Origin of the sequence: Primorskyibacter sedentarius, assembly GCF_004342065.1 — a bacterium.
Classification (GTDB): Bacteria; Pseudomonadota; Alphaproteobacteria; order Rhodobacterales; family Rhodobacteraceae; genus Primorskyibacter; species Primorskyibacter sedentarius.
In genome coordinates, this window is record NZ_SLZU01000004.1 from 36,605 (window position 1) to 61,239 (window position 24,635).

The 24,635-nt window shown below is 63.5% G+C and carries 18 protein-coding genes; 9 read left to right on the forward strand and 9 right to left on the reverse strand.

Features of this window, described 5'->3' with window-relative positions; translation table 11 throughout:
* Nucleotides 1-5: 5 nt before the first annotated feature.
* From nusA to EDD52_RS08315, 3 genes are all read right to left on the reverse strand, one after another.
* Nucleotides 6-1,646 (reverse strand): transcription termination factor NusA, encoded by a 1,641-nt coding sequence (gene nusA / locus EDD52_RS08305; protein ID WP_132243788.1) that lies wholly within the window; start codon nucleotides 1,644-1,646, stop codon nucleotides 6-8.
* A 5-nt stretch (nucleotides 1,647-1,651) separates the two neighbouring features.
* Entirely contained in the window at nucleotides 1,652-2,218 is a 567-nt protein-coding gene (gene rimP / locus EDD52_RS08310; protein ID WP_132243790.1) for a ribosome maturation factor RimP, read from the reverse strand.
* 150 nt (nucleotides 2,219-2,368) lie between these two features.
* Nucleotides 2,369-5,581, reverse strand: coding sequence for a 2Fe-2S iron-sulfur cluster-binding protein (locus EDD52_RS08315; RefSeq protein ID WP_132243792.1), 3,213 nt, complete (start codon nucleotides 5,579-5,581; stop codon nucleotides 2,369-2,371).
* A gap of 249 nt (nucleotides 5,582-5,830) precedes the next feature.
* Here EDD52_RS08315 and EDD52_RS08320 point away from each other — a divergent pair, with 249 nt between their 5' ends.
* Nucleotides 5,831-7,057: an acyl-CoA dehydrogenase gene (locus EDD52_RS08320; RefSeq protein WP_207905988.1), complete on the forward strand. Its 1,227-nt coding sequence runs from the start codon at nucleotides 5,831-5,833 to the stop codon at nucleotides 7,055-7,057.
* 174 nt (nucleotides 7,058-7,231) lie between these two features.
* Entirely contained in the window at nucleotides 7,232-9,745 is a 2,514-nt protein-coding gene (locus EDD52_RS08325; RefSeq protein ID WP_132243794.1) for a cation:proton antiporter, read from the forward strand.
* Nucleotides 9,746-9,766: 21 nt separating this feature from the next.
* On the opposite strand, the gene EDD52_RS08330 is transcribed toward EDD52_RS08325, so the two are convergent.
* Genes EDD52_RS08330 through EDD52_RS08345 form a run of 4 tightly spaced genes read right to left on the reverse strand, consistent with a single transcriptional unit; the run spans nucleotide 9,767 to nucleotide 13,984 of the window.
* Nucleotides 9,767-10,432, reverse strand: a complete 666-nt coding sequence (locus EDD52_RS08330; protein ID WP_132243796.1) for an ATP-binding cassette domain-containing protein — start codon at nucleotides 10,430-10,432, stop codon at nucleotides 9,767-9,769.
* Nucleotides 10,429-12,135 (reverse strand): ABC transporter permease, encoded by a 1,707-nt coding sequence (locus tag EDD52_RS08335; protein ID WP_207905989.1) that lies wholly within the window; start codon nucleotides 12,133-12,135, stop codon nucleotides 10,429-10,431. The genes EDD52_RS08330 and EDD52_RS08335 overlap by 4 nt, the downstream gene beginning before the upstream one ends.
* Nucleotides 12,132-13,322, reverse strand: coding sequence for an ABC transporter substrate-binding protein (locus EDD52_RS08340; protein ID WP_132243800.1), 1,191 nt, complete (start codon nucleotides 13,320-13,322; stop codon nucleotides 12,132-12,134). The genes EDD52_RS08335 and EDD52_RS08340 overlap by 4 nt, the downstream gene beginning before the upstream one ends.
* A 44-nt stretch (nucleotides 13,323-13,366) precedes the next feature.
* Nucleotides 13,367-13,984, reverse strand: a complete 618-nt coding sequence (locus tag EDD52_RS08345) for a CDP-alcohol phosphatidyltransferase family protein (RefSeq protein ID WP_132243802.1) — start codon at nucleotides 13,982-13,984, stop codon at nucleotides 13,367-13,369.
* 332 nt (nucleotides 13,985-14,316) lie between these two features.
* Here EDD52_RS08345 and idi point away from each other — a divergent pair, with 332 nt between their 5' ends.
* Entirely contained in the window at nucleotides 14,317-14,835 is a 519-nt protein-coding gene (gene idi, locus EDD52_RS08350; RefSeq protein ID WP_132243804.1) for an isopentenyl-diphosphate Delta-isomerase, read from the forward strand.
* 27 nt (nucleotides 14,836-14,862) lie between these two features.
* On the opposite strand, the gene EDD52_RS08355 is transcribed toward idi, so the two are convergent.
* Entirely contained in the window at nucleotides 14,863-15,441 is a 579-nt protein-coding gene (locus tag EDD52_RS08355) for a DUF2478 domain-containing protein (protein ID WP_341539836.1), read from the reverse strand.
* Here EDD52_RS08355 and EDD52_RS08360 point away from each other — a divergent pair.
* The 4 genes from EDD52_RS08360 to EDD52_RS08375 are packed head-to-tail and all read left to right on the forward strand — an operon-like array spanning nucleotide 15,440 to nucleotide 19,558.
* A complete protein-coding gene (locus tag EDD52_RS08360; RefSeq protein ID WP_243651877.1) occupies nucleotides 15,440-16,312 on the forward strand; it encodes a formate dehydrogenase accessory sulfurtransferase FdhD in 873 nt (290 codons plus the stop codon). The two genes, EDD52_RS08355 and EDD52_RS08360, sit on opposite strands and share 2 nt — an antisense overlap.
* A complete protein-coding gene (gene mobA / locus EDD52_RS08365) occupies nucleotides 16,309-16,938 on the forward strand; it encodes a molybdenum cofactor guanylyltransferase MobA (RefSeq protein WP_132243810.1) in 630 nt (209 codons plus the stop codon). The genes EDD52_RS08360 and mobA overlap by 4 nt, the downstream gene beginning before the upstream one ends.
* A complete protein-coding gene (mobB, locus tag EDD52_RS08370) occupies nucleotides 16,935-17,429 on the forward strand; it encodes a molybdopterin-guanine dinucleotide biosynthesis protein B (protein ID WP_132243812.1) in 495 nt (164 codons plus the stop codon). The genes mobA and mobB overlap by 4 nt, the downstream gene beginning before the upstream one ends.
* Nucleotides 17,426-19,558, forward strand: coding sequence for a molybdopterin-binding protein (locus tag EDD52_RS08375; protein ID WP_165907486.1), 2,133 nt, complete (start codon nucleotides 17,426-17,428; stop codon nucleotides 19,556-19,558). The genes mobB and EDD52_RS08375 overlap by 4 nt, the downstream gene beginning before the upstream one ends.
* Nucleotides 19,559-19,561: 3 nt before the next feature.
* Here the strand turns inward: EDD52_RS08375 and EDD52_RS08380 are convergent, their stop codons facing one another.
* A complete protein-coding gene (locus tag EDD52_RS08380; RefSeq protein ID WP_132244128.1) occupies nucleotides 19,562-19,789 on the reverse strand; it encodes a sulfurtransferase TusA family protein in 228 nt (75 codons plus the stop codon).
* A 152-nt stretch (nucleotides 19,790-19,941) separates the two neighbouring features.
* Here EDD52_RS08380 and EDD52_RS08385 point away from each other — a divergent pair, with 152 nt between their 5' ends.
* Nucleotides 19,942-21,633, forward strand: a complete 1,692-nt coding sequence (locus EDD52_RS08385) for an NAD(P)H-dependent oxidoreductase subunit E (RefSeq protein WP_132243814.1) — start codon at nucleotides 19,942-19,944, stop codon at nucleotides 21,631-21,633.
* A gap of 147 nt (nucleotides 21,634-21,780) precedes the next feature.
* On the forward strand, nucleotides 21,781-24,546 hold the full coding sequence (gene fdhF / locus EDD52_RS08390) for a formate dehydrogenase subunit alpha (RefSeq protein WP_132243816.1): 2,766 nt from the start codon (nucleotides 21,781-21,783) through the stop codon (nucleotides 24,544-24,546).
* The last annotated feature ends 89 nt before the right edge of the window (nucleotides 24,547-24,635 follow it).

A 24,635-nucleotide genomic window follows, 5' to 3' on the forward strand; every position in this document is an offset into this window, starting at 1 on the left:
CCCGTTCAGGCGCCGGTCTCCTCGGTCGGATCGGCATCGTCTGCGCCTTCTTCCGCTTCGCCATCTTCGTCGACCTCCGGGTTCAGTTCCGAAGGATCAACCCAGCCCAGCAGAACGCGGGCCGTCATGACGAGGGTCTGTGCCTCTTCCAGTGACATTTCGAAGGGTTCAAGAATGCCGTCATCCTTGACACGTTCACCTTCGACCGTGGTCCAGCCGCCTGCCAGTTCCCAATCGGCGCAGGTGGCAAAATCTTCCAGCGTCTTCACGCCGTCCTTCGCCAATGCCTCTACCATTTGGGGGGTGAGCCCGTCGAAGTCAATGAGGCTGTCCTCGGCGCCAAGTTCACGCGCGGCCTCAAGAGCCTTGCGTGCCTGCGCTTCAAGATGCTCGCGGGCGCGGGTTTGAAGTTCCAGCGCCGTGGCATCATCCACGCCATCGATCACAAGCAGTTCGTCCTGATCGACATAGGCCACTTCTTCGAGGTTGGTGAAGCCTTCGGCGACCAGAAGCTGTGCAAAGAATTCGTCCAGATCCAGCGCTTCCATGAACAGCTTCGTGCGTTCCTCGAACTCTTTCTGACGCCGGGCGGATTCTTCTTCCTCGGTCATGATGTCGATATCAAGACCGGTCAACTGGCTGGCCAGACGCACGTTCTGACCGCGACGACCGATGGCGAGCGACAGTTGCTCGTCCGGCACCACGACCTCGATACGTTCTGCATCTTCGTCGAAGACAACCTTGGACACTTCGGCCGGTTGCAGCGCGTTCACAAGGAAGGTCGGAATGTCCTCGTTCCAGGGGATGATGTCGATCTTTTCGCCCTGAAGCTCGTTCACGACAGCCTGCACGCGGCTGCCGCGCATACCAACGCAGGCACCCACAGGGTCGATGGAGCCGTCATAGCTGATCACGGCGATCTTCGCGCGCGAACCGGGGTCACGGGCCACGGCCTTGATCTCGATGATGCCGTCATAGATTTCCGGCACTTCCATCTTGAACAGCTCTGCCATGAACTGTGGATCGGTGCGCGACAGGAAGATCTGCGGGCCACGAACCTCGCGGCGCACATCCTTGATGTAGCAGCGGATACGATCGTTGGGGCGGTAGCTTTCGCGGCCGATCTTTTCGTTGCGGCGCAGGATGCCTTCGCCACGGCCGATATCGACGATGACGTTGCCATATTCCTCGCGCTTGACCTGACCGTTGATGATCGTGCCTGCGCGGTCCTTGAATTCTTCGTACTGGCGGTCACGCTCTGCTTCGCGAACCTTCTGCAGGATCACCTGCTTGGCCGACTGTGCCGCGATCCGGCCCATCTCGACCGGGGGGACCTCTTCGACGAACGTGTCGCCGATCTGGGGGTCCGCCATGTATTGCCTGGCCTGTTCAACGGTCATTTCCGCCTGATAGTTTTCCAGCTCTTCTTCATCGACCACGGTGCGCACGCGGGTGAATTTCGCGCGACCGGTCTTGCGGTCGATGTTGACGCGAATGTCCATCTCGGCGCCGTAGCGGCTTTTTGCGGCACGGGCGAGCGACTCTTCCATCGCTTCGACGACCAGACCGGGGTCGATCATCTTTTCGCGTGCAACCGCCTCGGCGGTCTGCAAAAGCTCTAGCTGGTTGGCAGAGGTTATTGCCATTTATCTTACTCCTCTTCGGGCGTTTCCGCCTCGATAGCGTCAAACTGGTCTTCGTTCACAGCCGATGCCTTGCGGGCCTTCAGCATTTCCTTGATGAGCTCGTCGGTCAGGACCAGCTTGGCCTCGGACAGCCAATCGAATTGCAGGCCAACCGTGCCCTCATCGATATTGATCAGCACTTCGGACCCTTCGACACCTGCCAGCACACCCTTGAACCGGCGGCGTCCGCCCTGCAATTCGGCGGTCTCCAGCTTGGCTTCGTAGCCTTCGTAGGTATCGAAATCCTTCAGCCGGGTCAGCGGGCGGTCGATGCCGGGGCTGGACACTTCCAGCGTGTAGGCGTCAAGAATCGGGTCTTCGACATCCAGCGTGGCGCTGATGGCGGTTGAGATATCGGCGCAGTCGTTGACCTCGATCCCGCCTTCGGGACGTTCGGCCATGATTTGCAGGGTCGGCGTGTTGCCACCCATCAGACGGATGCGCACCAGCTCGAACCCCATGTCCTCTATGACAGGGGTCACGATTTCGGCCAGGCGTTTGTCCATGGCGGCTTTGGCGATCAGATCAGACATGCGTATCAGCGTTCCAGATACAAAAAAACGGGCGCGCGGCCCGTTCGGAAATTCCGGTGGTGCTTTCGGATCAGGACCCGAACGCGCCGCTGTTGAAGGGCATATACGCCCCCGGGCCCGAGTCTGCAAGACCTTTACGGGAAGAGCTTGCTAGAGGTCGACCTCAACCATGCCGCCCGCCTCTGCCGCGCGCGACTGGCACAGGATGATGCTGTCCTTGCGCTGTGCCATGGACAGCACGAAATCACGGTGTTCAACCGCGCCCGACACCAGCCCGCAGCGGCACACGCCGCAGATCCCGTCCGAGCATTTGACATCTATCGCGATGCCGTTCTCTGCCAATACATCCGTCGCGCTCTTGTCGGCGGGGACGGGCAGGTCGCGGCCCGATCGTGCAAGCCGCAGGGTGAACGGGTGGTTGATGTAGTCGGGCTGCTCGGGGACCGAGAAATATTCGAAATGAATGGCGTCTTCGGCAAAGCCAGCCTGCGTGGCCGCGTCGATGACCCCGTTCATGTAGCGATCCGGCCCGCAGGTATAGACATGCCACCCATCCCTGTAGCCCGACAGGATTTCCGCAAGATCGGCGCGCCCGCCCTGATCGGAGATATGCAGTGTTACGCGGCGGGCCCACGGGGCATTGACAAGATCGTGCAGGTAACCGCCCGCATCGCGCGATTTGATGGAATAATGCAGCGCGAAATCAGCCCCGATGCTGTGCAACCGGTGCGCCATGGCAATCATCGGCGTGATCCCGATGCCGCCGCCCATCAGCAGCGTTTTGGTCGCGGACTCTACCAGCGGGAAATGGTTGATGGGTTTGGAGATAAAGATCTTGCGGCCTTGCGAAAAAATCCGGTGCAACAGCGCCGATCCACCCCGGCCTGTGTCTTCACGCAACACGCCGATCTGGTATTTTGACCGGTCCGCCGGGTCGCCGGACATCGAATATTGCCGCAGGAATTCCGGTGCCACGACAATGTCCAGATGCGCGCCCGCCGTCCATTCCGGCAGGTCGCTGCCATCAAGGCTGCGAAATTCGAATTTGGTCACATCCCCGGTCATTTTTTCGGCGCGCGCCACCTCGACCCGCAGCACAGGCGATTCGCCAGCAGCTGCGTAGTGGTGCACCATCGACATGTCGCCGTTTGCCATCCGGTTGCGATATTCCTCGGCTGTCACCATCGCCTGATAGGCCTCTATCCCGGCTTCCCGGTCCATCGGGAACGGGTAAGGGTAGGGGTGCGGCGCAAGCGGGGCCGGGTAGACGGCCAGCGTCTGATCCTCGTATCGCAGGTCAAGATCCCGTTGCAGATCGCGGCGATTGACCGGGTGGCGGGTCGGGCGATAGGCGCCATCGCGCTCCAGCTCGATATCCCACCACCATTTCTTGACGTCGTTCAGCCCGCCATTGCCGACCGCGTCATCCAGCCGGGCCAGAACCGGTGCGGCCTTGGGGATGTTCATCGCGGCCCAGCGGAACGGTGCCTCGGCGAAGATGCCCTCAAGGTTCCACGGACAGGTTTTCATGCAGCGCCCGCACATCGCGCCGCCGGGGGTCGTGATCCGGTAGGTTGCGCAACGCTGGCTGTCGGATTTCCAGATCTCGTAGCCGTTAAACATCAGCTTCGGACCGGCGGTAATCGCCCCCGACGGGCATTCACGGGCGCATTTGTTACAAGCCTCGCAGAATTTCTGCAGGCCGAAATCAATCGGGTTGTCATGCGCCATTGGCATATCGGTCGTGACCACCCCGGATTTCAGCCGCGGGCCGAGATATGGGTTCAGGATGACCTCGCCGATGCGGCTGACCTCTCCCAGCCCGGAAAGCAGCAATAGCGGCGGTTGCAGCACCTCGCCGTCCAGAACGGTATGCGCCTTGGCCTTGTAGCCCAGATTGCGCAGTTGCTTGGCGATCACCCCGCCCAGAAGCGAAAAGCGCAGGTAGGCCCGCATCGACTGCGCGACGCTGATCCAGTCATCGCCGCTGGCCCCCTCCATCGTCTCATAGCCCTGATCGATGATCATGCTGATTGCCTGATCGTGGGGCGGATCGATGGGCGCGCCGGTGGCATCATGCGAATACCATGTCCAATCAGGACAGCGCGACAGGCCCACGGCGTCGACGCCCAGAAAATAGCTCGCAGCCTTGACGGCATGGGCATTGCGCTGCGCGTCTGTCGGGCGCGGGCCGGGACCCGGCGCGCCGTCCTGAAGCAGCACAAAAGCCCCCAGCACCCGCCGCTGCCCCATCGAGGGCGCGGATTTACGCGCGTAATGCCCACCCTTGGCACCATCCTGCACCGCCTTGCCCATATCGCCGAACTGGGCGCGGGCGAACATATCGGCACGTTTGGGCACGCGGGCGACGCGCGCCTCGTCGATATAGGTCGTGGGGTCGTCCACACGTTTCAGCCGCTCGAACGGATGCGCGCCATCGACATAGTCGCGCCGTGCAAACGGCTCGCGGTTCAGCGCGTTCTTGGCAAAGCCTGCGCCCAGCCACCAGGCCGGGCCTTTGGTCTTCCAGCCGGGTTGCGCGGCCAGAGGTTTCAGCGGCTTGTCATGGGCAAGCTCCATATCGGTTGTCACCACCGCCACGCCGAACCGGTCGCCAAGATAGGGGTTGGTCAGCCGACCATCCTCGACCGTCGCCAGACCGGCGGCGACCGTCAGGCGATGCAGGTCCACATCCGTGGAGCTGCCGGTATGGGCCTTCGCGTCCCAGCCCAGAAGGCGGATGTAATTGGCGATGACCACGGCGGTTTCGCTGGCCCGCAGGCAGGCGCGTTGCGGCTGCGCATCCTGTATCCAGTCCGCGCCGGGTTCGTCTGGCCGGGGATCGCGCGGGTATTCGTACACAAAGACCAGCGCATGGCGGTGGCCGCCGATGGTGGAGGGCGGCGCCTCCATCGACTCTTTCAGATCGGCCATGATCATGTCGATGCCAGAGGCGAGCGTCTTGGTCTGGCGGGTTTTCAGATCATGACGCAGGCGGTCGATATCGGGGTTCTGCACCGGGTGTGGCAGCAGGCAGTCGGGCGGGATCGGCCCGATGCCAACCATGGACGCGTCCGAGAAATAGCCGAACGCCTTCAGGTGATCGGCGCGTTCCTGCACATCTTCGGGAATTTCCGCCCGCGCCTTGTTCACCAGCCCGTCGCGGATCGCATCCATCATTGCCTGATGTTCACGCATGGCATTGACCAGACTGTGCGGGTCCTCGGGCCGGTGAAAGCTGACAGGCTCGAAAGTGGGAAGGGCATCTGTCGCCACGGGCCGGTCCTGCCGCGCGAGCCGTTCCAATGGGTAGGGCCCCATATGCACCGGGCGCCGCTTGTCGGAAAAGAACCGGATGGTCATTATGTGATCTCCCCGGCGCGGAGCCTTGCCCAAGGGTGGGGCAAGGTCAAGCAGAGGCGGGTGATTTCCGGGCCATAGCGTGAGCGGAAACCGGGCGCGCGGCCCGCCGCGGCACGGGGCGCCCCAAAGGGGTTAGTTCAGCAGAAGGTGCAGGGCTTCTGGACCCCCGGCGCAAAGGGTGATGAAATGGCGCGACTCGGCCCATAAGGGCCGCTGCGACCCGACTGTTGATCCAAGGGAGAGATCCAGATGCCCAATGACGCAAGCCAGATGCCCAAGACCGCCAAGCCGGGTGAAGGCCAGCCTTTCGTCTGGGCCGACCCTTTCCTGCTGGAGGATCAGCTGACCGAGGATGAGCGGATGATCCGCGATGCCGCTGCCGCCTTTGCCGCCGACAAGCTGGCCCCGCGTGTGACAGAGGCGTATCTCAACGAGGCAGCCGACCCCGAGATCTTCCGCGAAATGGGCGAGGCCGGCCTGCTGGGCATCACGGTCCCCGAAGAATATGGCGGGCTGGGCGCGGGCTATGTCACTTACGGCGTCGTCGCGCGCGAGATCGAGCGGGTGGATTCCGGCTATCGGTCGATGATGTCGGTGCAGTCGTCACTGGTGATGTACCCGATCCAGGCCTATGGCAGCGAAGAGCAGCGCCGCAAATACCTGCCCAAACTGGCGTCTGGCGAGTGGATCGGCTGTTTCGGCCTGACCGAGCCCGATGCCGGCTCTGACCCCGGTGGCATGAAAACGCGGGCGGAAAAGATCGACGGCGGCTACCGGTTGTCGGGATCAAAGATGTGGATCTCGAACGCGCCGCTGGCGGATGTGTTCGTGGTCTGGGCAAAATCCGATGCGCATGACGGCAAGGTGCGCGGCTTTGTGCTGGAAAAGGGCATGAAGGGGCTGAGCGCGCCCAAGATCGGTGGCAAGCTGTCGCTGCGCGCCTCGGTGACCGGCGAGATCGTGATGGAGGGTGTCGAGGTGCCCGAGGACGCGATCCTTCCCAACACGCAAGGGATGAGCGGGCCGTTTGGCTGTCTGAACCGCGCGCGCTATGGCATCAGTTGGGGCGTCATGGGCGCGGCAGAGGATTGCTGGCATCGCTCGCTGCAATACGGGCTGGACCGCAAGCAGTTCAAACGCCCACTGGCCGCGACGCAGCTTTACCAGAAAAAGCTGGCCGATATGCAGACGGATATCGCGCTTGGGCTGCAAGCCTCGCTGCGTGTCGGACGGCTGATGGAAGAGGGGCGGTTCGCGCCCGAGATGATTTCCATCATCAAGCGCAACAATTGCGGCAAGGCATTGGATATCGCACGCATGGCCCGCGACATGCATGGCGGCAACGGCATCCAGATCGAATATCAGGTGATGCGCCACGCCCAGAACCTTGAGACGGTGAATACCTACGAGGGCACGCATGACGTTCACGCGCTGATCCTTGGCCGTGCGCAGACCGGACTGCAGGCGTTTTTCTGAACGCAGGTTATTGTCGGCAAATTCCTGCATGATATGTCGAAGGCGGCGCCGGAACGGGCCGCCTTTGCCGTATGATATGTTCTGCCTGCCTGCAAAATCAGCCGATGCCATCCAGCGCCACGGCCCGTGCGGGTTTCGTTTCAATTGAGCCAGCAACTGAGTTAATCCGCACATATGGATATCGTCATTGTCACCACGATCATCGCGTCGCTCTTCCTGATCATCGGGTTGGCAGAGCCGCTGGCCGCGCGTCTGCGCCTGCCCTTCACGGTTATTCTGGCCGTTGTCGGCATATTGATCGGTGCAAGCGCCATCTTTTTCCTGCGGACCGAGATTACCGACGCGCTGAACCCGGTGTCAGAGGCGATCCTGGGTCTGCCGATCAAGTCGAACGTCTTTCTTTACGTGTTCCTGCCGACATTGCTGTTTCAGGCGACGCTGGGCATGAACCTGCGCCGAATGCTGGATGACTGGGTGCCGATCCTCGTGCTTGCCGTCGTGGCGGTGGTCGTGGCCACGGTGTCGGTCGGTTACGCGCTCGCTTGGGTCAGTTCGATCCCGCTGGTTGCCTGCCTGCTGATCGGGGCCATCGTTTCGACCACCGACCCCTCGGCCGTCGTCAGTATCTTCCGTTCGATATCTGCCCCGCGACGGCTGGGTCGGATCATCGAGGGCGAAAGCCTGTTGAACGATGCGGCCGCCATCGCCCTGTTCGGCATGTTCATGAGCTTTGTCATGCTTGGTGTCCCGAACCCGACATTGGGTGCGGCGCTGACGCAGTTTCCGATGCTGATACTGGGTGGGGCGCTGACCGGATGGCTGGCGGCGCGGATTGCAATCTGGATCATGGCGATGTTTGCGCAATTTGAACTGGCGCAGATCTCGATCTCGGTTGCGCTGCCTTACCTGGCCTATATCGGGGCGGAGCAAAGCGTCGGGGCATCCGGCGTCATTGCGGTCGTGGCGGCCGGTCTTACGCTGAACCTGACCGGGCCGGGGCGGCTTCCCCCCGCGGCCTGGGCCATGCTGCGAGAGGTTTGGGACCTGCTGGCGCATTGGGCCGGCGCGTTGATCTTTATCCTCGCGGCCCTTCTGATCCCACGGATGCTGGAAGAGGTGCGCATTTCCGACTTCGCCCTGCTGGGTGTGGTCATTCTGGCAGCAATCGCGGCGCGCGCGGCGGTGTTGTTCGGATTGATGCCGCTGCTGACAAAGCTGCGCATGTCTCCGAATGTCGAACGCCCCTACCGTGCCGCGATCCTTTGGGGCGGATTGCGCGGCGCGGTCACCCTTGCGCTGGCGCTCGCCGTGACCGAAAGCTTTCGTGTTCCGGTCGAGGTGAAGCGTGTCGTCGCGATCCTTGCCACCGGTTTTACCTTGTTCACGCTGCTGGTGCAGGGCACCACGTTGCGCCTGGTGATCCGCAGGCTGGGCCTTGATCGCCTTTCGCCCCTCGATCAGGCGCTTTCCCGGCAGGTGGTTGCCGTCGCCCTGCAGACCGTCCGGGAAGACGTGTCGCGGACCACGGAGAATTACGAACTGTCCCGCGAAATCGTGCGTTCCGAAGCCAAGCTTTTCGGCGAACGTCTGGACGATGTCGTGAAATCCGCCGAGGAAAGCGACGAGATTCTGGACAGGGACCGGATCACCCTGGGCCTGATCGCGCTGGCAGGTGCCGAGCGTGACACGATCCTTGCCAGCATGCGCGAACGGACGATCTCTGCCCGGATGAGCGAACAGGTGTTGTCCCATGCGGGCAGGGTGATCGAAGGCGCCCGCACCGGGGGTCGCAGCGGGTATCGTCGGGCCGCGGGTCGCAGCCTGACCTACGGGCCCGCCTTCCGCATCGCGGTTATGCTGCACAACCGGCTGCGTATCTCATGGCCTCTGGCCGCGCTGACCGCGGACCGGTTTGAACTGTTGCTTTCGCAGCGGCTGATCCTGCGCGATTTGGGCATGTTCATCGACGGGCGTATTCGCCGGATCCACGGCCGCCGGGTTGCCGAACTCCTGCACGAATTGCTGAGCCGCCGGATTGAAACTGTCGAGGCCGCACTGGAAGGGCTTCGCCTGCAATATCCCGGCTATGCCGAAGAATTGGAGCGTCGCTTCATCCGGCGCACCGCTTTGCGGCTGGAAGAGCGCGAATACACCACCATGCGCGAGGACGCCCTGATCGGGGCAGAGCTTCACACCGCGCTGATGCAGGATATCGCCGCGCGGCGCGCACGGGCCGAAGAACGCCCCCGGCTCGACATCGCGCTGCAACGGCCAGAGCTTGTGCGGCAATTCCCGCTATTCGCCGATCTGGATGAGGCCGCGCTGAAGCGTTTGGGCCGCGCCCTGAAAACCCATTACTTCAACGCCGGTGACATTGTTCTGTCCAAGGACAGCCCCGCCAAGAGCGTGTATTTCATTGCCTCGGGCGCGGTCGAACTGGCGAGCGCGGGGCAGACATGGCGGTTGGGGCGCGGTGAAATGTTCGGGCAGATGGCTTTGCTGATGCAACGCCCCCGCCGGATCGAGGCCCGTGTGATGGCGCCTTCAACCATACTCGCGCTGGACGAAACGCGGTTCCATCGCCTGCTCAAACGCAGCAAGGCCCTGCAGGAAGCCGTGCGCGCAAGCGCCGAGAAGCGCGGCATCGAGCCGAGCGCGCTGATGCCGGATCTGCAAAAGGACGTCTGAGCGTAACGTGTCGCCCCGCGTTCAGGGGCGCTTTGGCACCGGTCTGTCCGGGCTTGGCAGCGTGATGATCGGCCCGCCGGTCGCTGCTGCATCTTCCGGGTCATGCGTGACCAGCAGGGCGGGGATGCCGCGCTCTCGTATATGCGAAAAGGTGAACCCGCGGATTTCGTCGCGCAATCCGGTGTCGAGCTTCGAGAAGGGTTCGTCCAGCAACAAGGCGGCGGGGTCAGCCAGCAGTGTGCGCATCAAGGCGGCACGCGACCGCTGCCCGCCCGACAGGCTCGCGGGGTCGCGGTCATACATCCCGGCAAGCCCGGCTGAGACAAGTGCCTCGTCCACCGCAGCGCGCCTTGCCTTGCGGCCCCGGATGCTGCGCGACAGGCCGAAAGCAAGATTGTCCCCAACGCTGAGATGCGGGAAAAGCACGGCATCCTGAAACATCAACCCGATGCGGCGCGCCTCGGCGGGCAGGGGGGCCAGGTCCGTGCCGTCAAGCGTGATCCCACCCATCAGCGCGAAACCCGGCGACAGCAGCCCCGCGATGGCATTGAGCAGCGTTGACTTGCCAACCCCGGACGGCCCCATGACCGCGGCAACCTCTCCCGGCTCTATGCACAGCGTCAGCGGTGGGAAAAGCGGCGGCGTGTCCTTCAGACACACGGTCAGGCCGGTGAGGCAAAGGCTCATGCAGAGGCTCCCTTCAATGCGTCGCGGTTCCGGTGCAACAGGGCCGGGATCAGGAACGCTATGGCATAGGCGGCCAGTGGCAACCCGGCCTGCAGACTGGCATAGACCCCGGTGACCCGTCGGTCTGATCCCGAGGACAGCGTCACGGCTTCGGTGGTGAGCGTGGCCACCCGACCCGCCCCCATGAAAAGCGTGGGCAGATATTGCGCGACCGACACCGCGATGCCGATGGCGGCGGCAGTCAGTATGGGCATGAGCAGGACCGGCAGCTTCACCGCAAACAGACGCCGCCAGGGCCCCGCCCCCAGCGACGCCGCAGCGCGCGTGAGGCGCGGGTCCAGCGCCCTCCACGGATCCGAGAGGGTGATCATCACATAGGGGAACACGAAAAGCGCCTGCGCCCATATCACGGCCATGTGCCCACCGCTGATGCCGATCCGCAGGAACAGGACATTCAGCCCGTAAAGAAAGGCGATCTGCGGCACCAGAAGCGGCAGGTAGATCAGCGCCTCGGCCCATCCGGCCCGGCCGCGCTGGGCGCGGTCCTCGCCCTCCAGCCAGGCGATTGCCATCGCCAATGACACCGCCGTGCTGGCACCGGCCAGAAGCAATGTGTTGCCAAGCGCATTCCCCCAGCCAGCGCCGGGGCTGGTCCAGGGCTTCAGCGACCAGCTTTGCGGCAGGGGCGCGGGCCAGGGCCAACGCCAGGCCAGTGACCAGACAAGCAGTGACAGCATCGCCAGCGTTCCCAAGGCGAAAAGCCCCAATACGCCAACCGTTGCCACGCGTAGCAGCGGTTCTGCGGTGCTGCCACGCCCGCCGCTGCGCAACCACCAAAGCCCGACGCGGCGGCACACCACTTCGCCCAGACGCAGCACGAGGAAGGCAAGTGCGACGAGCAGTCCCTGCAATATGGCGCCGGAAGAGGCCGGCAGGATCTGCGCAACGTCCGGGTCGAAGAACAGCCGCGTCAGCAATACGGCCAGAACCGGCGGATTGGACGGCCCCAGGATCAGGCCCATATCCACGGTCGACATGGCATAGGCCAGCACCACCATCACCGGCAGGCGGATCAGGGGCCAGACCTGCGGGGCGATGATCTTCATCCACACCAGCCCCCGGCCATATCCCAGCATCCGCCCTGCGGCCATGTGTTGGCGCAATGGCACCTGAGTCAGCGCCGAAAGCATGACAAGCAGCAGGAAAGGCACTTCCTTGATCATCAGACCAAGGATCAGCGCAATCCCCCATGGGTCGTTCACGATGGCCAGGTCGGGCGGCCGGTCCCACCCGATCAGCGGTGACAAAAGCCGCGCAATCCACCCGGACGGCGCCAGCACGAAGGCCAATCCGATCGCCATGGCCGCGTGCGGCGCGGCAAGAAACGGCGTCAGCCATCGCGCGGCGGCGCTGTGTGACATGCGGTCATTCGCAACGGCGCAAAAGCCGATGGCCAGCATCAGCGACAGCAGGGTCGAGGCAAGCCCGGTCCACAGCGTCATGCGGACGGACGTCCAAAGCCCCGGAATCGCAAACAGGTCTCGCCACGGATCCAGCCCGGGCGTGATGGCGCCAAGCACGGGCATCACGCCAAAGGCGGCGCGCGTTGTCTGCGCCAGCCCGATGGCGATCGGCGCGATCAGCCCGAGGATCAGCGCCGCCAGCACGACGGCGCGCAGGGCTTTCCCGTCGCGCGGGGTCACTTGGTGTAGCGCTCCGCCCATTCAGCGGTCAGGCGCGCCATCCAACTTGCATGAGGCTCCAGCAGGGTTGGGCCAAGCGCGTCAAGCTCTGGCAAGGCGGGCGCAGTTGGCAGAGCATCGAAGGCCGCGCGGGACGCTTCATCCAGCTTTGCCGGGTCAAGCACCGAATAAGAGCCCAGAACCTCGATATTCTGCATATGCGCCTGTGTTTCGGGGGCCAGCAGGAAATTCGCGACGACCATCGCACCCTCGAGGTTGGCCGCATTGTAGGGGATGGCGACAAAGCTGACATTGCCGATAGTGCCATTTTCGGGCACGAACACGCGTGTGGTTTCCGGCAAGAGCCCCGCCGCGATCCCGCCTGCGGTCGACGCGGGGTCAAAGGACATGGCGATGTCGATCTCGCCATCATTCAGCAGACGATCCTGTACCGACTGGTTTTCCGGAAACGCCTCGCCTCCGCGCCAGAGGTTCGGGCGCAGCGCATCGTACCAATCCCAAAGGGGCGCGGTGGCGGCGTCAAAATTGGCATCCGTCACGGGCTCTTGCAGGACGGCGGCATTCGGCGTCAGTTCTATCAGCGCTTGCTTGAGAAAGGTGGCCCCCATGAAGTTCGACGGGTCAGGATGGGTGAAGCGCCCCGGATTGTCAGCCGCCCAATCGACGAACCCGGCCATGGACGCGGGCGGAGTTTCGACCCGCGCGCTGTCATGGTTGAACACGAATTTCGCCAGCCGCCAGGGGCTTTCCATGCCATCGACCGGCACGGTGAAATCGACCGAATTGGGCGAATTGCCGGACAGGTCGAGGTATTTCGAATTTGGCAGGTTGGCCACGAACGGCCCGTGCAGCAGGCCCTGTTCCTTCATGGACAGGAAATTCGGCCCGTTTATCCAGATCATGTCGACCGAGCCACCCGCGTCCTTGCCTGCCGCCTTTTCCGAGATGACGCGGGTGACCGCCTCTGCCGTGTCGGTCAGTTTCACCTGCCGGACAGAGACGCCGTACAGGTCTGTCGTCTGTTCGCTGACCCAGGCGATGAAGGCGTTGGTGCGTTCGTCCCCGCCCCACGCATTCCAGTACACGGTCTGGCCGCCCGCTGCGTCCAGCGTGTCTTGCCAGCTGTCGGCGAGTGCGGGGGTCGCAATCAGGGCGGCGGCAAGGGCCGCGCTTAGGGTCTGGCGCATGTGAGTGGTCCTTTTCGTGATCGTGAGTGTGGTGTTCATTTGGGTCAGTCGGGCTCGTCCGCGAAGGCCTGCCACCCCTGCCACCAGCGTGTCAGCGTGGTGATCAGGCAAGCAGCAGAGAAGAGATAGGCCAGCACCGGGAACAGCCCCGGCAGCAGGCACATCGCAATGAAAAGCGCGATGGTCTCGGCGCCTTCGGTCAACCCGCCAAGGTAATAGATGCCCTTTGACGGATAGGCTTCGGGCCGAAGCCCGCGTTGTCCTGCGATGACGGCAAAGGCCAGAAAGGATGATCCGGTGCCGACAAATGCCGCAATCAGAACGGCGGCGGGCAGGGCATTCTGATCGGGACTTGCCAGCGCAAAACCCACGGGGACAAGCGCGTAAAAGGCAAAATCCAGCGCGATATCCAGAAAGGCACCGCGGTCCGTGGGCGTGGTCAGCCGCGCCACGGCACCGTCCAGCCCATCTGCCAGACGGTTGAGCAGGATGAACACAAGTGCCACGCCATAAAGCCCGAATGCAAGCGCAGGGATGGCCAGCAGGCCAAGCCCGAATCCTGCAAGTGTCAGCTGGTCGGCCGTCACCCCCTTGCGGGCGAGCGTATGGGCCGCCGGGTCAAGCAGCCGGCGCTGGAACGGCAAGAGCATCGCGTCAATCATCGCATGCTCCTGTCACCCGAAGGCGGCAGACAGCCCGCCAGTGGCGGGCAACCGCGTTTGGCTTTGACCTGCGGTCATAGCTGTTTCGACGCATCGGCTTGTTCACTCTTTCTGTCTTTCCACTCGTCATTTCCGGCATAGCCCGAATTCTGGCCACATTCGCACGCGCAAACCCACCGTTCCAGCGGCTTCACGACATGGTGTACGAAACGGAGCACCCTTGCCGCAGGGGCAAGGGATATGGACGCCCTTCGCCATGCCGTGCTAAGCGAGCGCCCTGATGCCGGGCGGCTGTCCGGCAGGCTGCGTGTCGCTGAAGGGAACGGCAGGGAATGGACAACATGATCCCGGCATGGGTGGACGGAGAGCTCTGCCCCGTCGAAAAGCTTGATGTGCATCGCCGGGGGCTGCGCCACAAGGCGGTGTCGGTTTTCGTGATGCGAGGCAACAAGACGCTGTTGCAGCGGCGCGCCCTGTCGAAATATCACACGCCCGGTCTTTGGGCGAATGCCTGCTGCACGCACCCGCTTTGGGGAGAGACGGCAGAGGATTGCGCCCCGCGTCGGTTGCAGCAAGAGCTTGGCATCGAAGGGTTGACCCCCGGACATCGTGGCCAGATCAGCTATCGCGCTGATGTGGGGGGCGGGCTGGTCGAGGATGAAGTGGTCGAGGTTTTCACCGCCGAGGCACCGGACAAGATGGCGATGGCGCCCAATCCGGACGAGGTGGCAGAGGTCGCCTGGGTCGATATGGACGTTCTGCTGGCCGGGATCGAAAGAGCGCCCGAGCGATACACCCCTTGGCTGCGGATCTACCTGCGCGACCATATGAGCGAGATCTTTGCCAAGTGACGATGGCAGGGCCCGGGGCAGGGCGGCTCAGGCAGGATCGGCAGCGCGGTGGTGCAGGCACCAGTCGGTGATGGCCGTAGCCTCCGGTGGCAGGGGCTGCGCCAGATCCTCGGCATAGGCAAGAAAAGCGTCAAGCGATCCGGGATTGACCGCGACCAGCACCGGGGTGCCTCTCGACAAAGCCTCGCCGATCACGGGGCGAAACCCCCGCCCGTCGATTTCCTGCTTGCCGAATTTGTTGACGACCAGCAAATCGGCACCGTTGTCGAGCGCGGCAGCCACCAGCCCGACGGCTCGTTCCAGCCCGTCAGGGTCCAGACGGCACCCCTGCGACAGCGCACCAAGGTCCTGACTGATCCGCACCACGTCTGACCCCGACAGGATATGCAGGTCCATGTGGCATTTGCGGTCGGGGTCGACTTCGGGATTGACCTGAACGGCTCCGGCCAGTCGCATCCCTTCTGCCTGCAGGCGCAGGGCCACGTCCCGGATCAGAAGATCCGCGGCACCTCGTCCGTCAGCAACCACGTAGCCCAGCATATTCCGTCCCTTGCAACTCTGCCGACCGGAATACATGATGCCCGCCGAACAGGAAAGTGACCTCATGATACAGCCGCCCGCCTATCCCGTGCTGCCCGATCCGGGCAATCCCCGGCTGACCCGCCGGATCACCGGCACGGACCATACCGGCGCGGCGACCGAGATTGCCGTGGTCGAGGAACGCCCCCTGACGATCTACCTCAACCGGCAAGAGATCGTCACGGCGATGACCATCGGCGATCACCCGGAATATCTGGCGCTGGGGTTCCTGCGAAATCAGGGCATGCTGCGCGACGATGACGCGCTGACAGGCGTCGATTACGACGAAGAGATCGAGACCGTCGTTGTGCGCACCGCGCGCGAGACCACTTACGAGGAAAAGCTGCAAAAGAAGACCCGCACCAGCGGCTGCGCGGTCGGTACGGTTTTCGGCGACATGATGGAAGGGCTGGAGGGGCTGACCCTGCCTGCGGCCGAGATCCGGACAAGCTGGCTTTATGCTTTGGCGCGGCAGATCAACACCACGCCCTCGCTGTACCTGGAGGCCGGTGCGATCCACGGGACGGTGCTGTGCCAGGGCGACCAGCCATTGGTCTATATGGAGGATGTCGGGCGCCACAACGCCGTCGACAAGGTGGCGGGGTTCATGTTCCGCCATGGCGTTTCTGCGCAGGACAAGATCCTCTACACGACCGGGCGGCTGACCTCGGAAATGGTGATCAAGACCGCGCTGATGGGCATTCCCGCGCTGGCCTCCCGTTCCGGGTTCACCGCATGGGGCGTTGAAATCGCCCAGCAAGTTGGGCTGACCCTGATCGGGCGGATGCGTGGCCAGCGCTTTGTCTGCCTCAGCGGTGAGGACAGGCTGGTGCGCGATGTCGATCCTGCCAGCGTTCCCGAGGAAAGCGCGCGCTCCCGGCGTAAGTCGGCCACATGAAACAACCTTTCGGCATCATCCTCGCCGGCGGCCTCGCCAGCCGTATGGGCGGTGGCGACAAGGCGCTGCTGGATCTGGGAGGCAAGCCGCTTCTGTCGCATGTCATCAACCGGCTGGCCTCTCAGGTGGACGGGCTTGCGCTGAACGCCAATGGCGACCCGGATCGCTTTTCCCGCTTCGGCCTGCCGGTTCTTCCCGACAGCATAGATGGCTTCCCCGGTCCGCTGGCCGGGGTTCTTGCCGGGCTGGACTGGGCTGCAGCACAGGGCGCCGACACGGTGGTGTCCGTGGCCGCCGACACGCCCTTCTTTCCGGGTAATCTGGTGCCGCAGCTCTTGCTCACCTCTGAAGGGCAGGACCAGCCTTTGGTTCTGGCCGCCACCAAGGGCGATGCCCAGACCAAATCGAAATCGCGCAGCGGGTTGATCCGCCACCCGACCTTTGGCCTCTGGCCGGTTGCGTTGCGCGATGACTTGCGCGCCGCCTTGCTGGGCGGGTTGAAAAAGGTCGTGCTCTGGACTGATCAGCACGGCGGGCGAGAGGCGCTGTTCCCATCCGCCCGGTTCGATCCGTTCTTCAATGTCAACACGCCCCAAGATCTGGAACGCGCGCGGGAATTGCTATGAAGGTCTACGGCGTCACCGGCTGGAAGAACGCGGGCAAGACCGGGTTGATGGAGCGGCTGGTGGCCGAAATCACCGCGCGGGGGCTGTCCGTTTCCACCGTGAAGCACGCCCATCACGACACCGATGTGGATCAGCCCGGCCGCGACAGTTTTCGCCACCGCGAAGCCGGGGCGTCAGAGGTTCTGCTGGCCTCGCCGCGCCGCTGGGCCCTGATGCATGAATTGCGCGACGCGCCGGAACCGCCACTTGCAGAGCTCTTGGCAAAGCTGTCGCCCGTCGATCTGGTAATGATCGAAGGTTACAAGCGCGAGGACCACCCCAAGATCGAGGCCTTTCGAGCGGTAACAGGCAAACCCCTGCTGGCCGATCGGAACGCGACCATTCGCGCCGTGGCGTCGGACGTGCCGCAGCCCGCCCTGGCGTTGCCCTGCTTTGATCTGGACGATACCGCGGCAATCGCGGATTTCATCCTGCAGGAGGTCGGGCTGTGAGGGTGGACCGCGTCGCTATTCTGGATTGGTCGACCGCCGGCAAACCGCGTGTTGGCAAGGATTCGATCTGGCTGGGCGTGGCGGATGCCTCTGGTGTCATCGCTGAAAACCTGCCGACGCGGGCGCAGGCAGAGGCGCGGCTATGCGCCCTGATTGACGAGGCGCAGGCGGATAACGAAAAGCTGCTGATCGGTGTGGATTTCAACCTTGGCTTCCCGGCGGGGTTTGCGAAGCGGCTGACCGGAGACGCGCGCGCAGCGCCGGTCTGGGAATGGCTGGCCGCGCGGGTGACGGACGGGTCTGACAATGCCCACAACCTGCCCCACGTCGCGGCAGAGGCCAACGCCGCCTTTGCGGGGCAGGGCCCGTTCTGGGGCAATGGGCGCAAGGAAGACGTGGCAGGCCTTCCGCGCACCAGGCCCGAATTGCCCGAAGGTCTGTCTGCCGCACGCCGGACAGAGATTGCAGCGACTGGCCCCGGCTCCCGGCCCAAATCCACCTGGCAGCTTTCCGGTGCCGGGGCGGTCGGTGCGCAGGGCCTGATGGGCATGGCGATGCTGCACCGGTTGCGGCTGCGGTATCCAGAGCATCTCTTCGTCTGGCCGTTCGAAGAGGCCAATGCACCCGTCACCGTGGCCGAGGTTTACCCCTCGATGCTATCTGCCGAATGCAAGGCGCTTTGCGCGTCCAACCCCGACATGGTCACTGACGAGGCTCAGGTGCGGGTGCTGGCCTCAGCTCTTCTGAACCTGTCAGACACGGCTGAACTGATGGACCTGCGGGAAGATGCGAAGCTGCTGGTAGAGGAAGGGTGGATACTTGGCGCCGGTCATCAGCTGGCGCTGCGACGCGCGGTCCCTGCCATGCAAGAGCCCCCGCGTCTGCGGGACGATTGCTTTGCCATGCCGCAGGGGGTTGATTGGGTGCCCGTGGACGAGGCGCTGGAGCGCTTGCGCATCGCGTTGAAGCCGATCACGACGCAGGAAACCTGCCGCATCGGCGACGCGGCCGGGGGCGTTCTTGCCGCGGACTGCTTTGCCCGCCGGTCAAACCCGCCCCGGCCCAACTCTGCTGTGGATGGCTATGGTTTTGCCCATGCCGCGACGAGTGAAGGGCCGCAGCGCCTGCCCTTGGTTGATGGACGTGCCGCCGCTGGCCAACCCTATGATGGCACGGTTCCGCAGGGCGCTGCCGTCCGCATCCTGACGGGCGCGATCCTGCCCGACGGCGTGGACACTGTCGTGCTGGAGGAAGACACTGCCAGCGATGGTGCGGCGGTTGTCTTTGATGGGCCGGTAAAGCCCTTCTCCAACACGCGCAAGGCGGGCGAAGATGTGATGGAGGACGCGCTGGCCCTCCCCGCAGGTCACCGTCTGCGCGCGCCCGATATCGCGTTGCTCTCGGCGCTTGGCGTTGCCGAGGTGCAGACATTCCGGCCCCTGCGCGTGGGGGTGCTTTCTACCGGGGACGAGATCATCGCCGCCCCCCACCTGCCAGCATTGCCGCATCAGATCTGGGACGCCAACCGCCCGATGCTGCTGACCTTGGCGCGGAACTGGGGTTATGAAGCGGTCGATCTGGGCCATGCGACGGACGATCCCGAAAAGATTGCCGCGCGGCTGAGCGATGGCGCGAAACGGGCGGATGTGATCCTGACATCTGGCGGCGCATCGGCAGGGGACGAGGATCACGTCTCGGCCCTGCTGCGCGCCCGTGGCACGCTGTCAAGCTGGCGCATCGCATTGAAACCGGGGCGTCCTCTGGCTCTGGCGCTTTGGGAGGGTACGCCGGTTTTCGGCCTTCCGGGCAACCCCGTGGCCGCCCTGATTTGTGCGCTGATCTTCGCACGGCCGGCGTTTTCTCTGATGGCGGGGGCGGGCTGGCTGAACCCGCAAGGCTTTACCGTGCCCGCGGCCTTTTCCAAATCCAAGAAGCCGGGACGTCGGGAATACCTGCGGGCGCGCCTGAATGCGGACGGCGCGGCAGAGGTGTTTGCCTCGGAAGGATCGGGGCGGATCAGCGGGCTTTCATGGGCTGATGGATTGGTCGAATTGCCTGACGGGGCCGTTCAGATCACGCCCGGCACGCCGGTACGCTACTTGCCCTATTCCAGTCTCGGATTGACCTGAGGCTCAGGCGTGGCGGATCAGGTAGATCTGTGTTTCGCCATCATCCTCGGTGCCGACCAGTTCATGCCCTGATTCCGTGCAGAAATGCGGCACATCGATCACGGCGGCAGGGTCGGTCGCAAGCAATCGCAGGACTTCCCCCTGCGCCATGGCTTGCAGGCGTTTGCGTGCCTTGAGCACGGGCAGCGGGCACAGCAATCCGCTGGCGTCGAGTTCTTGATCCCATTCCATCTGCACAGACATATGGCTGCCGGGCGGGGCTGTCCATCGCTGCCATGTTTGATAGAGTATCTCTATTGAATGACGGAATTTCGATATTGACCATAAGGGTAACCTGTGGGCTTGGTCCACAAGATGATCTCTGACGGGTGGAACGCGACAAGATGGCATTGGATGAGCAAAAAGGCGTCTGGAAATCTGGCCGGGGTGGCGGCAAGGGCCGCGCCACGCCCAAGGGAAGACAGCTTGACGATGCGGCATGGGAAGAGGTCCGCGCGCTGTTGGGTGATCGCCCCCGCAGGCGCGATCTTCTGATCGAATTTCTGCACCTGATACAGGATCGGTACGGTCACCTGTCTGCCGCGCATCTGCGCGCGCTGGCGGAAGAAATGCGCCTTTCCATGGCCGAGGTCTGGGAAGTTGCCACGTTTTACGCCCATTTCGACACTGTGCGCGAAGGCGAGGCGCCGCCACCCGACCTGACCATCCGTGTCTGCGATTCCCTGTCCTGCGAACTGGCCGGGTCCGAGGCGCTGTATCAGGCGCTGAGCGATGGGCATGATCCGTCCCGCGTCCGGGTGCTGCGCGCGCCATGTATGGGGCGTTGCGATACCGCGCCCGTGGTAGAGATCGGCCACCGTCATGTGGACCATGCAACGTTTGCGTCCATCGAAGCGACCATCGACGCGGGGGATTTCCACCCCGTGATCCCGGATTACGAAGATTTTGACGCCTATGTCGCGGGCGGAGGCTATGCCGAGTTGAAAGCCCTGCGTGCGAATGGCGACTGGGAAAAGGTGCAGGACGATCTGGCGAGTGCAGGTCTGCGCGGAATGGGTGGCGCGGGCTTCCCCTCGGGCAAAAAGTGGGGCTTCGTGCGCGCCAATCCCGGCCCCCGCCTGATGGCCGTGAATGGGGACGAGGGCGAACCGGGCACTTTCAAGGATCGCTATTACCTCGAACGCACGCCGCATCTGGTGCTGGAGGGCATGCTGATCGCCGCCTGGGCGGTCAAGGCGGAGCGCATTTACCTCTATATGCGCGACGAATACCCCGCCGTTCTGAAGATCCTCGCCACCGAGATTGCCGCGCTGGAAGCGGCGGGCATCGTGGAGCCCGGATATATCGACCTGCGTCGCGGCGCGGGTGCCTATATCTGCGGCGAGGAATCCGCGATGATCGAATCGATTGAAGGCAAGCGCGGCATCCCTCGCCTGCGCCCGCCTTATGTCGCGCAGGATGGCATCTTCGGATTGCCGACGCTGGTCCATAATATCGAAACCCTGCACTGGATCGCGCGTATCACGCGCGAAGGGCACGAGATCAAGTCCGAGGTCGAGCATAACGACCGCAAGGGGATGCGCAGCTATTCCGTCTCTGGTCGCGTGGCAAAACCGGGCGTCTACCTTCTGCCTGCAGGCTCCACGATCACGGATGTCATCGAGGCAGCGGGGGGCATGGCCGAGGGGCATGCTTTCAAGGCGTACCAACCGGGCGGGCCGTCCTCTGGCCTGTTGCCCGCGTCACTGCATGATGTGCCGCTGGATTTCGATACGCTGCAGCCACATGGCACCTTCATCGGCTCCGCCGCCGTTGTGGTATTGTCCGACAAGGATAGCGCGCGTGACGCAGCGCTGAACATGCTGCGGTTCTTCGAGGCGGAAAGCTGTGGGCAATGCACCCCCTGCCGGGTGGGCTGCGAAAAGGCGGTGAAGCTGATGCAGGCCGAGACATGGGATGCGCCTCTGCTGGAGGATCTGTGCACAGTCATGGCCGATGCCTCGATCTGCGGGCTGGGACAGGCCGCGCCCAACCCGATCCGCCTTGTGATGAAACATTTCCCGGAGGAGATCTGATGCCGTCAAGACGCCTCTCTAGAAAAGTTGCCCTGTTACCAGCGATCCCCGTCCCGGGCTTGACCCGGGACCTTACCGCAGGCGCCAACCAAAAGGTCCCGGGTCAGGCCCGGGACAGGTACCACCTATTGGCAGGGGGGCACTTCGATGCTTGATGCAGAACGCTTGATAACCTTCACCCTCGATGGCCGCGAAGTCACCGCATGTGAAACGGACACGATCTGGCAGGTCGCCAAGCGGGAAGGCACGGATATCCCGAACCTGTGCCACAAGGACCAGACCGGCTATCGCCCTGACGGAAATTGCCGCGCCTGCATGGTCGAGATCGACGGCGAACGTGTGCTGGCAGCATCCTGCTGTCGGGCGCCCACCGAAGGCATGGAAGTGCGCACCGACAGCGAGCGCGCCACGAAATCCCGCGCCATGGTGATGGAGCTTTTGCTCGCCGACCAACCCGCCCGCGACGACGCCCATGATGCTAGCGCGCATCTGTGGGACATGGCCGAGGTCAATGGCGTGACCGAAAGCCGCTTCCCACCACTGGAGAAAGAGCGCATCCCCCTGCTGGATGACAGCCATGTCGCGATGCGGGTGAATCTTGATGCCTGCATCCAGTGCGGGCTTTGCGTGCGCGCTTGCCGAGAGGTTCAGGTCAATGACGTCATCGGCATGGCGGGGCGCGGTCATGACTCCTATCCGACATTCGATCTGGCCGACCCGATGGGTGACAGCACCTGCGTGGCCTGCGGCGAATGCGTTCAGGCCTGCCCGACAGGTGCGCTATTGCCCGCGACGGTGGTCGATGACGCCCAGCACGGTGACAGCCGCGATTTCGACGAGGAGGTGAAATCGGTCTGCCCGTTCTGCGGTGTCGGTTGCCAGGTGTCGCTGAAGGTCAAGGACGGCAAGGTCAAATATGTCGAAGGCGTCAACGGGCCCGCCAACGAAGGGCGGCTCTGCGTCAAGGGGCGCTTTGGCTTTGATTACATCCACCATCCCCATCGCCTGACCAAACCGCTGATCCGCAGGGAAGGCGCCGAAAAGGGGCTGAATGTCGACCCGTCCAACCCCTTCACCCATTTCCGCGAAGCGACCTGGGAAGAGGCGCTTGATGCCGCCGCCGGTGGGCTTGCGCATCTGCGAGATACCCACGGCGGCGCGTCAGTTGCCGGCTTTGGCAGTGCAAAATGCACCAACGAAGAGGCTTACCTGTTTCAAAAGCTGATTCGTCAGGGCTTTGGCCACAACAATGTCGATCATTGCACGCGGCTTTGCCATGCATCCTCTGTTGCGGCGCTGATGGAAAACGTGGGGTCCGGCGCGGTGACGGCCACGTTCAACGAAATCGAGAACGCGGATGTCGCCATTGTCATCGGGGCAAACCCGGTCGAAAACCATCCCGTCGCCGCCACCTATTTCAAACAATTCACCAAGCGCGGCGGCAAGCTGATCGTGATGGACCCGCGCGGCGTGGGGCTTCGCCGCTTTGCCACCCACATGCTGCAATTCCGCCCCGGTGCGGACGTGTCCCTGTTGAACGCGATCATGTCCGTGATTGTTGAGGAAGAGCTCTATGACAGAGCCTATATCGAGAAATTCACCGAAAACTGGGAGTCCGAAAAGCAGCATCTGGCGCAATTCACCCCCGAGGCGATGGAGGATTTCTGCGGTATTCCCGCCCAGACGATCCGCGAGGTTGCCCGAGAGTTTGCGGGCGCAAAGGCGGGCATGATCTTCTGGGGCATGGGCGTGTCGCAGCACATTCACGGCACCGACAATTCGCGCTGCCTCATCAGTCTGGCCCTGATGACCGGCAACGTTGGCAAGCCCGGCGCGGGCCTGCACCCGTTGCGTGGGCAGAACAACGTGCAGGGCGCGTCGGATGCGGGGCTCATCCCGATGTTCTTGCCAGATTACCAGGATGTCACGGACGACGGCGTGCGTGGCGCCTTCTCTGAGATCTGGAATACGGGCGACTTCAGCGCCGAAAAGGGCCTGACCGTGACCGAAATTCTGGATGCTGTGCATGCCGGGCAGATCAAGGGGATGTATGTGCTGGGCGAAAACCCGGCCATGTCTGATCCGGATGTGACCCATGCGCGCGAGGCGCTGGCCAGTCTGGAACATCTCGTGGTGCAGGATATCTTCCTGACCGAGACGGCGAATTATGCCGATGTCATCCTGCCAGCGGCGGCTTTCTACGAGAAAAACGGCACGGTCACAAATACCAACCGGCAGGTGCAGATCGGTCGCGCCGCCGTGTCCCCGCCGGGCGAGGCGCGCGAGGATTGGGCGATCACGCTGGAGCTGGCCAAACGGCTGGGCTTGGCGTGGGAGTACGACCACCCCTCGCAGGTCTTTGCCGAGATGAAGCGCGGCATGTCATCGCTCGACAACATCAGCTGGGACCGATTGGAAAATGTGGGGGCCGTGACCTATCCCAGCCTGTCACCCGAAGATCCGGGGCAGGCTATCGTCTTTGGCGACGGGTTCCCGCGAAGCGAAGGCCGGGCCCGTTTTACGCCTGCCAGTGTGATCGCGCCAGACGAGACCCCGGATGCCGAGTATCCAATGATCCTGACGACCGGCCGGCAGTTGGAGCATTGGCATACTGGGTCCATGACCCGGCGGTCCAAGGTGTTGGACGCGGTAGAACCGCAGGCCAACTGCTCGTTGCATCCGGGCACTCTGCGCAAGATGGGGGTCGAACCGGGGGGCAAGGTGCGGCTGGAAACGCGGCGCGGCAGCATCACGCTGATGGCGCGGGCTGATCGCGCGATTGCGCCCGATATGGTGTTCCTGCCCTTCGCCTATGTCGAGGCTGCGGCGAATATCCTGACAAACCCCGCACTGGATCCCTATGGCAAGATCCCGGAATTCAAGTTTGCGGCCGTTCGGGTCACCGCGGCCTGATCGGCCAATTTCCCTACCCGCCCCGGGCTTGACCCGGGGCCTTGCGGCCCGCCCACCAGAAGGCCCCGGGTCAAGCCCGGGGCGGGTAG

Bases quoted from the DNA above. Each gene is read 5' to 3' on its own strand.
- nusA (WP_132243788.1), bottom strand. From the start codon at position 1,646: ATGGCAATAACCTCTGCCAACCAGCTAGAGCTTTTGCAGACCGCCGAG.
- rimP (WP_132243790.1), bottom strand. From the start codon at position 2,218: ATGTCTGATCTGATCGCCAAAGCCGCCATGGACAAACGCCTGGCCGAA.
- EDD52_RS08315 (WP_132243792.1), bottom strand. From the start codon at position 5,581: ATGACCATCCGGTTCTTTTCCGACAAGCGGCGCCCGGTGCATATGGGG.
- EDD52_RS08320 (WP_207905988.1), top strand. From the start codon at position 5,831: ATGCCCAATGACGCAAGCCAGATGCCCAAGACCGCCAAGCCGGGTGAA.
- EDD52_RS08325 (WP_132243794.1), top strand. From the start codon at position 7,232: ATGGATATCGTCATTGTCACCACGATCATCGCGTCGCTCTTCCTGATC.
- EDD52_RS08330 (WP_132243796.1), bottom strand. From the start codon at position 10,432: ATGAGCCTTTGCCTCACCGGCCTGACCGTGTGTCTGAAGGACACGCCG.
- EDD52_RS08340 (WP_132243800.1), bottom strand. From the start codon at position 13,322: ATGCGCCAGACCCTAAGCGCGGCCCTTGCCGCCGCCCTGATTGCGACC.
- EDD52_RS08345 (WP_132243802.1), bottom strand. From the start codon at position 13,984: ATGATTGACGCGATGCTCTTGCCGTTCCAGCGCCGGCTGCTTGACCCG.
- idi (WP_132243804.1), top strand. From the start codon at position 14,317: ATGGACAACATGATCCCGGCATGGGTGGACGGAGAGCTCTGCCCCGTC.
- EDD52_RS08360 (WP_243651877.1), top strand. From the start codon at position 15,440: ATGATACAGCCGCCCGCCTATCCCGTGCTGCCCGATCCGGGCAATCCC.
- EDD52_RS08355 (WP_341539836.1), bottom strand. From the start codon at position 15,441: ATGAGGTCACTTTCCTGTTCGGCGGGCATCATGTATTCCGGTCGGCAG.
- mobA (WP_132243810.1), top strand. From the start codon at position 16,309: ATGAAACAACCTTTCGGCATCATCCTCGCCGGCGGCCTCGCCAGCCGT.
- mobB (WP_132243812.1), top strand. From the start codon at position 16,935: ATGAAGGTCTACGGCGTCACCGGCTGGAAGAACGCGGGCAAGACCGGG.
- EDD52_RS08380 (WP_132244128.1), bottom strand. From the start codon at position 19,789: ATGGAATGGGATCAAGAACTCGACGCCAGCGGATTGCTGTGCCCGCTG.
- EDD52_RS08385 (WP_132243814.1), top strand. From the start codon at position 19,942: ATGGCATTGGATGAGCAAAAAGGCGTCTGGAAATCTGGCCGGGGTGGC.
- fdhF (WP_132243816.1), top strand. From the start codon at position 21,781: ATGCTTGATGCAGAACGCTTGATAACCTTCACCCTCGATGGCCGCGAA.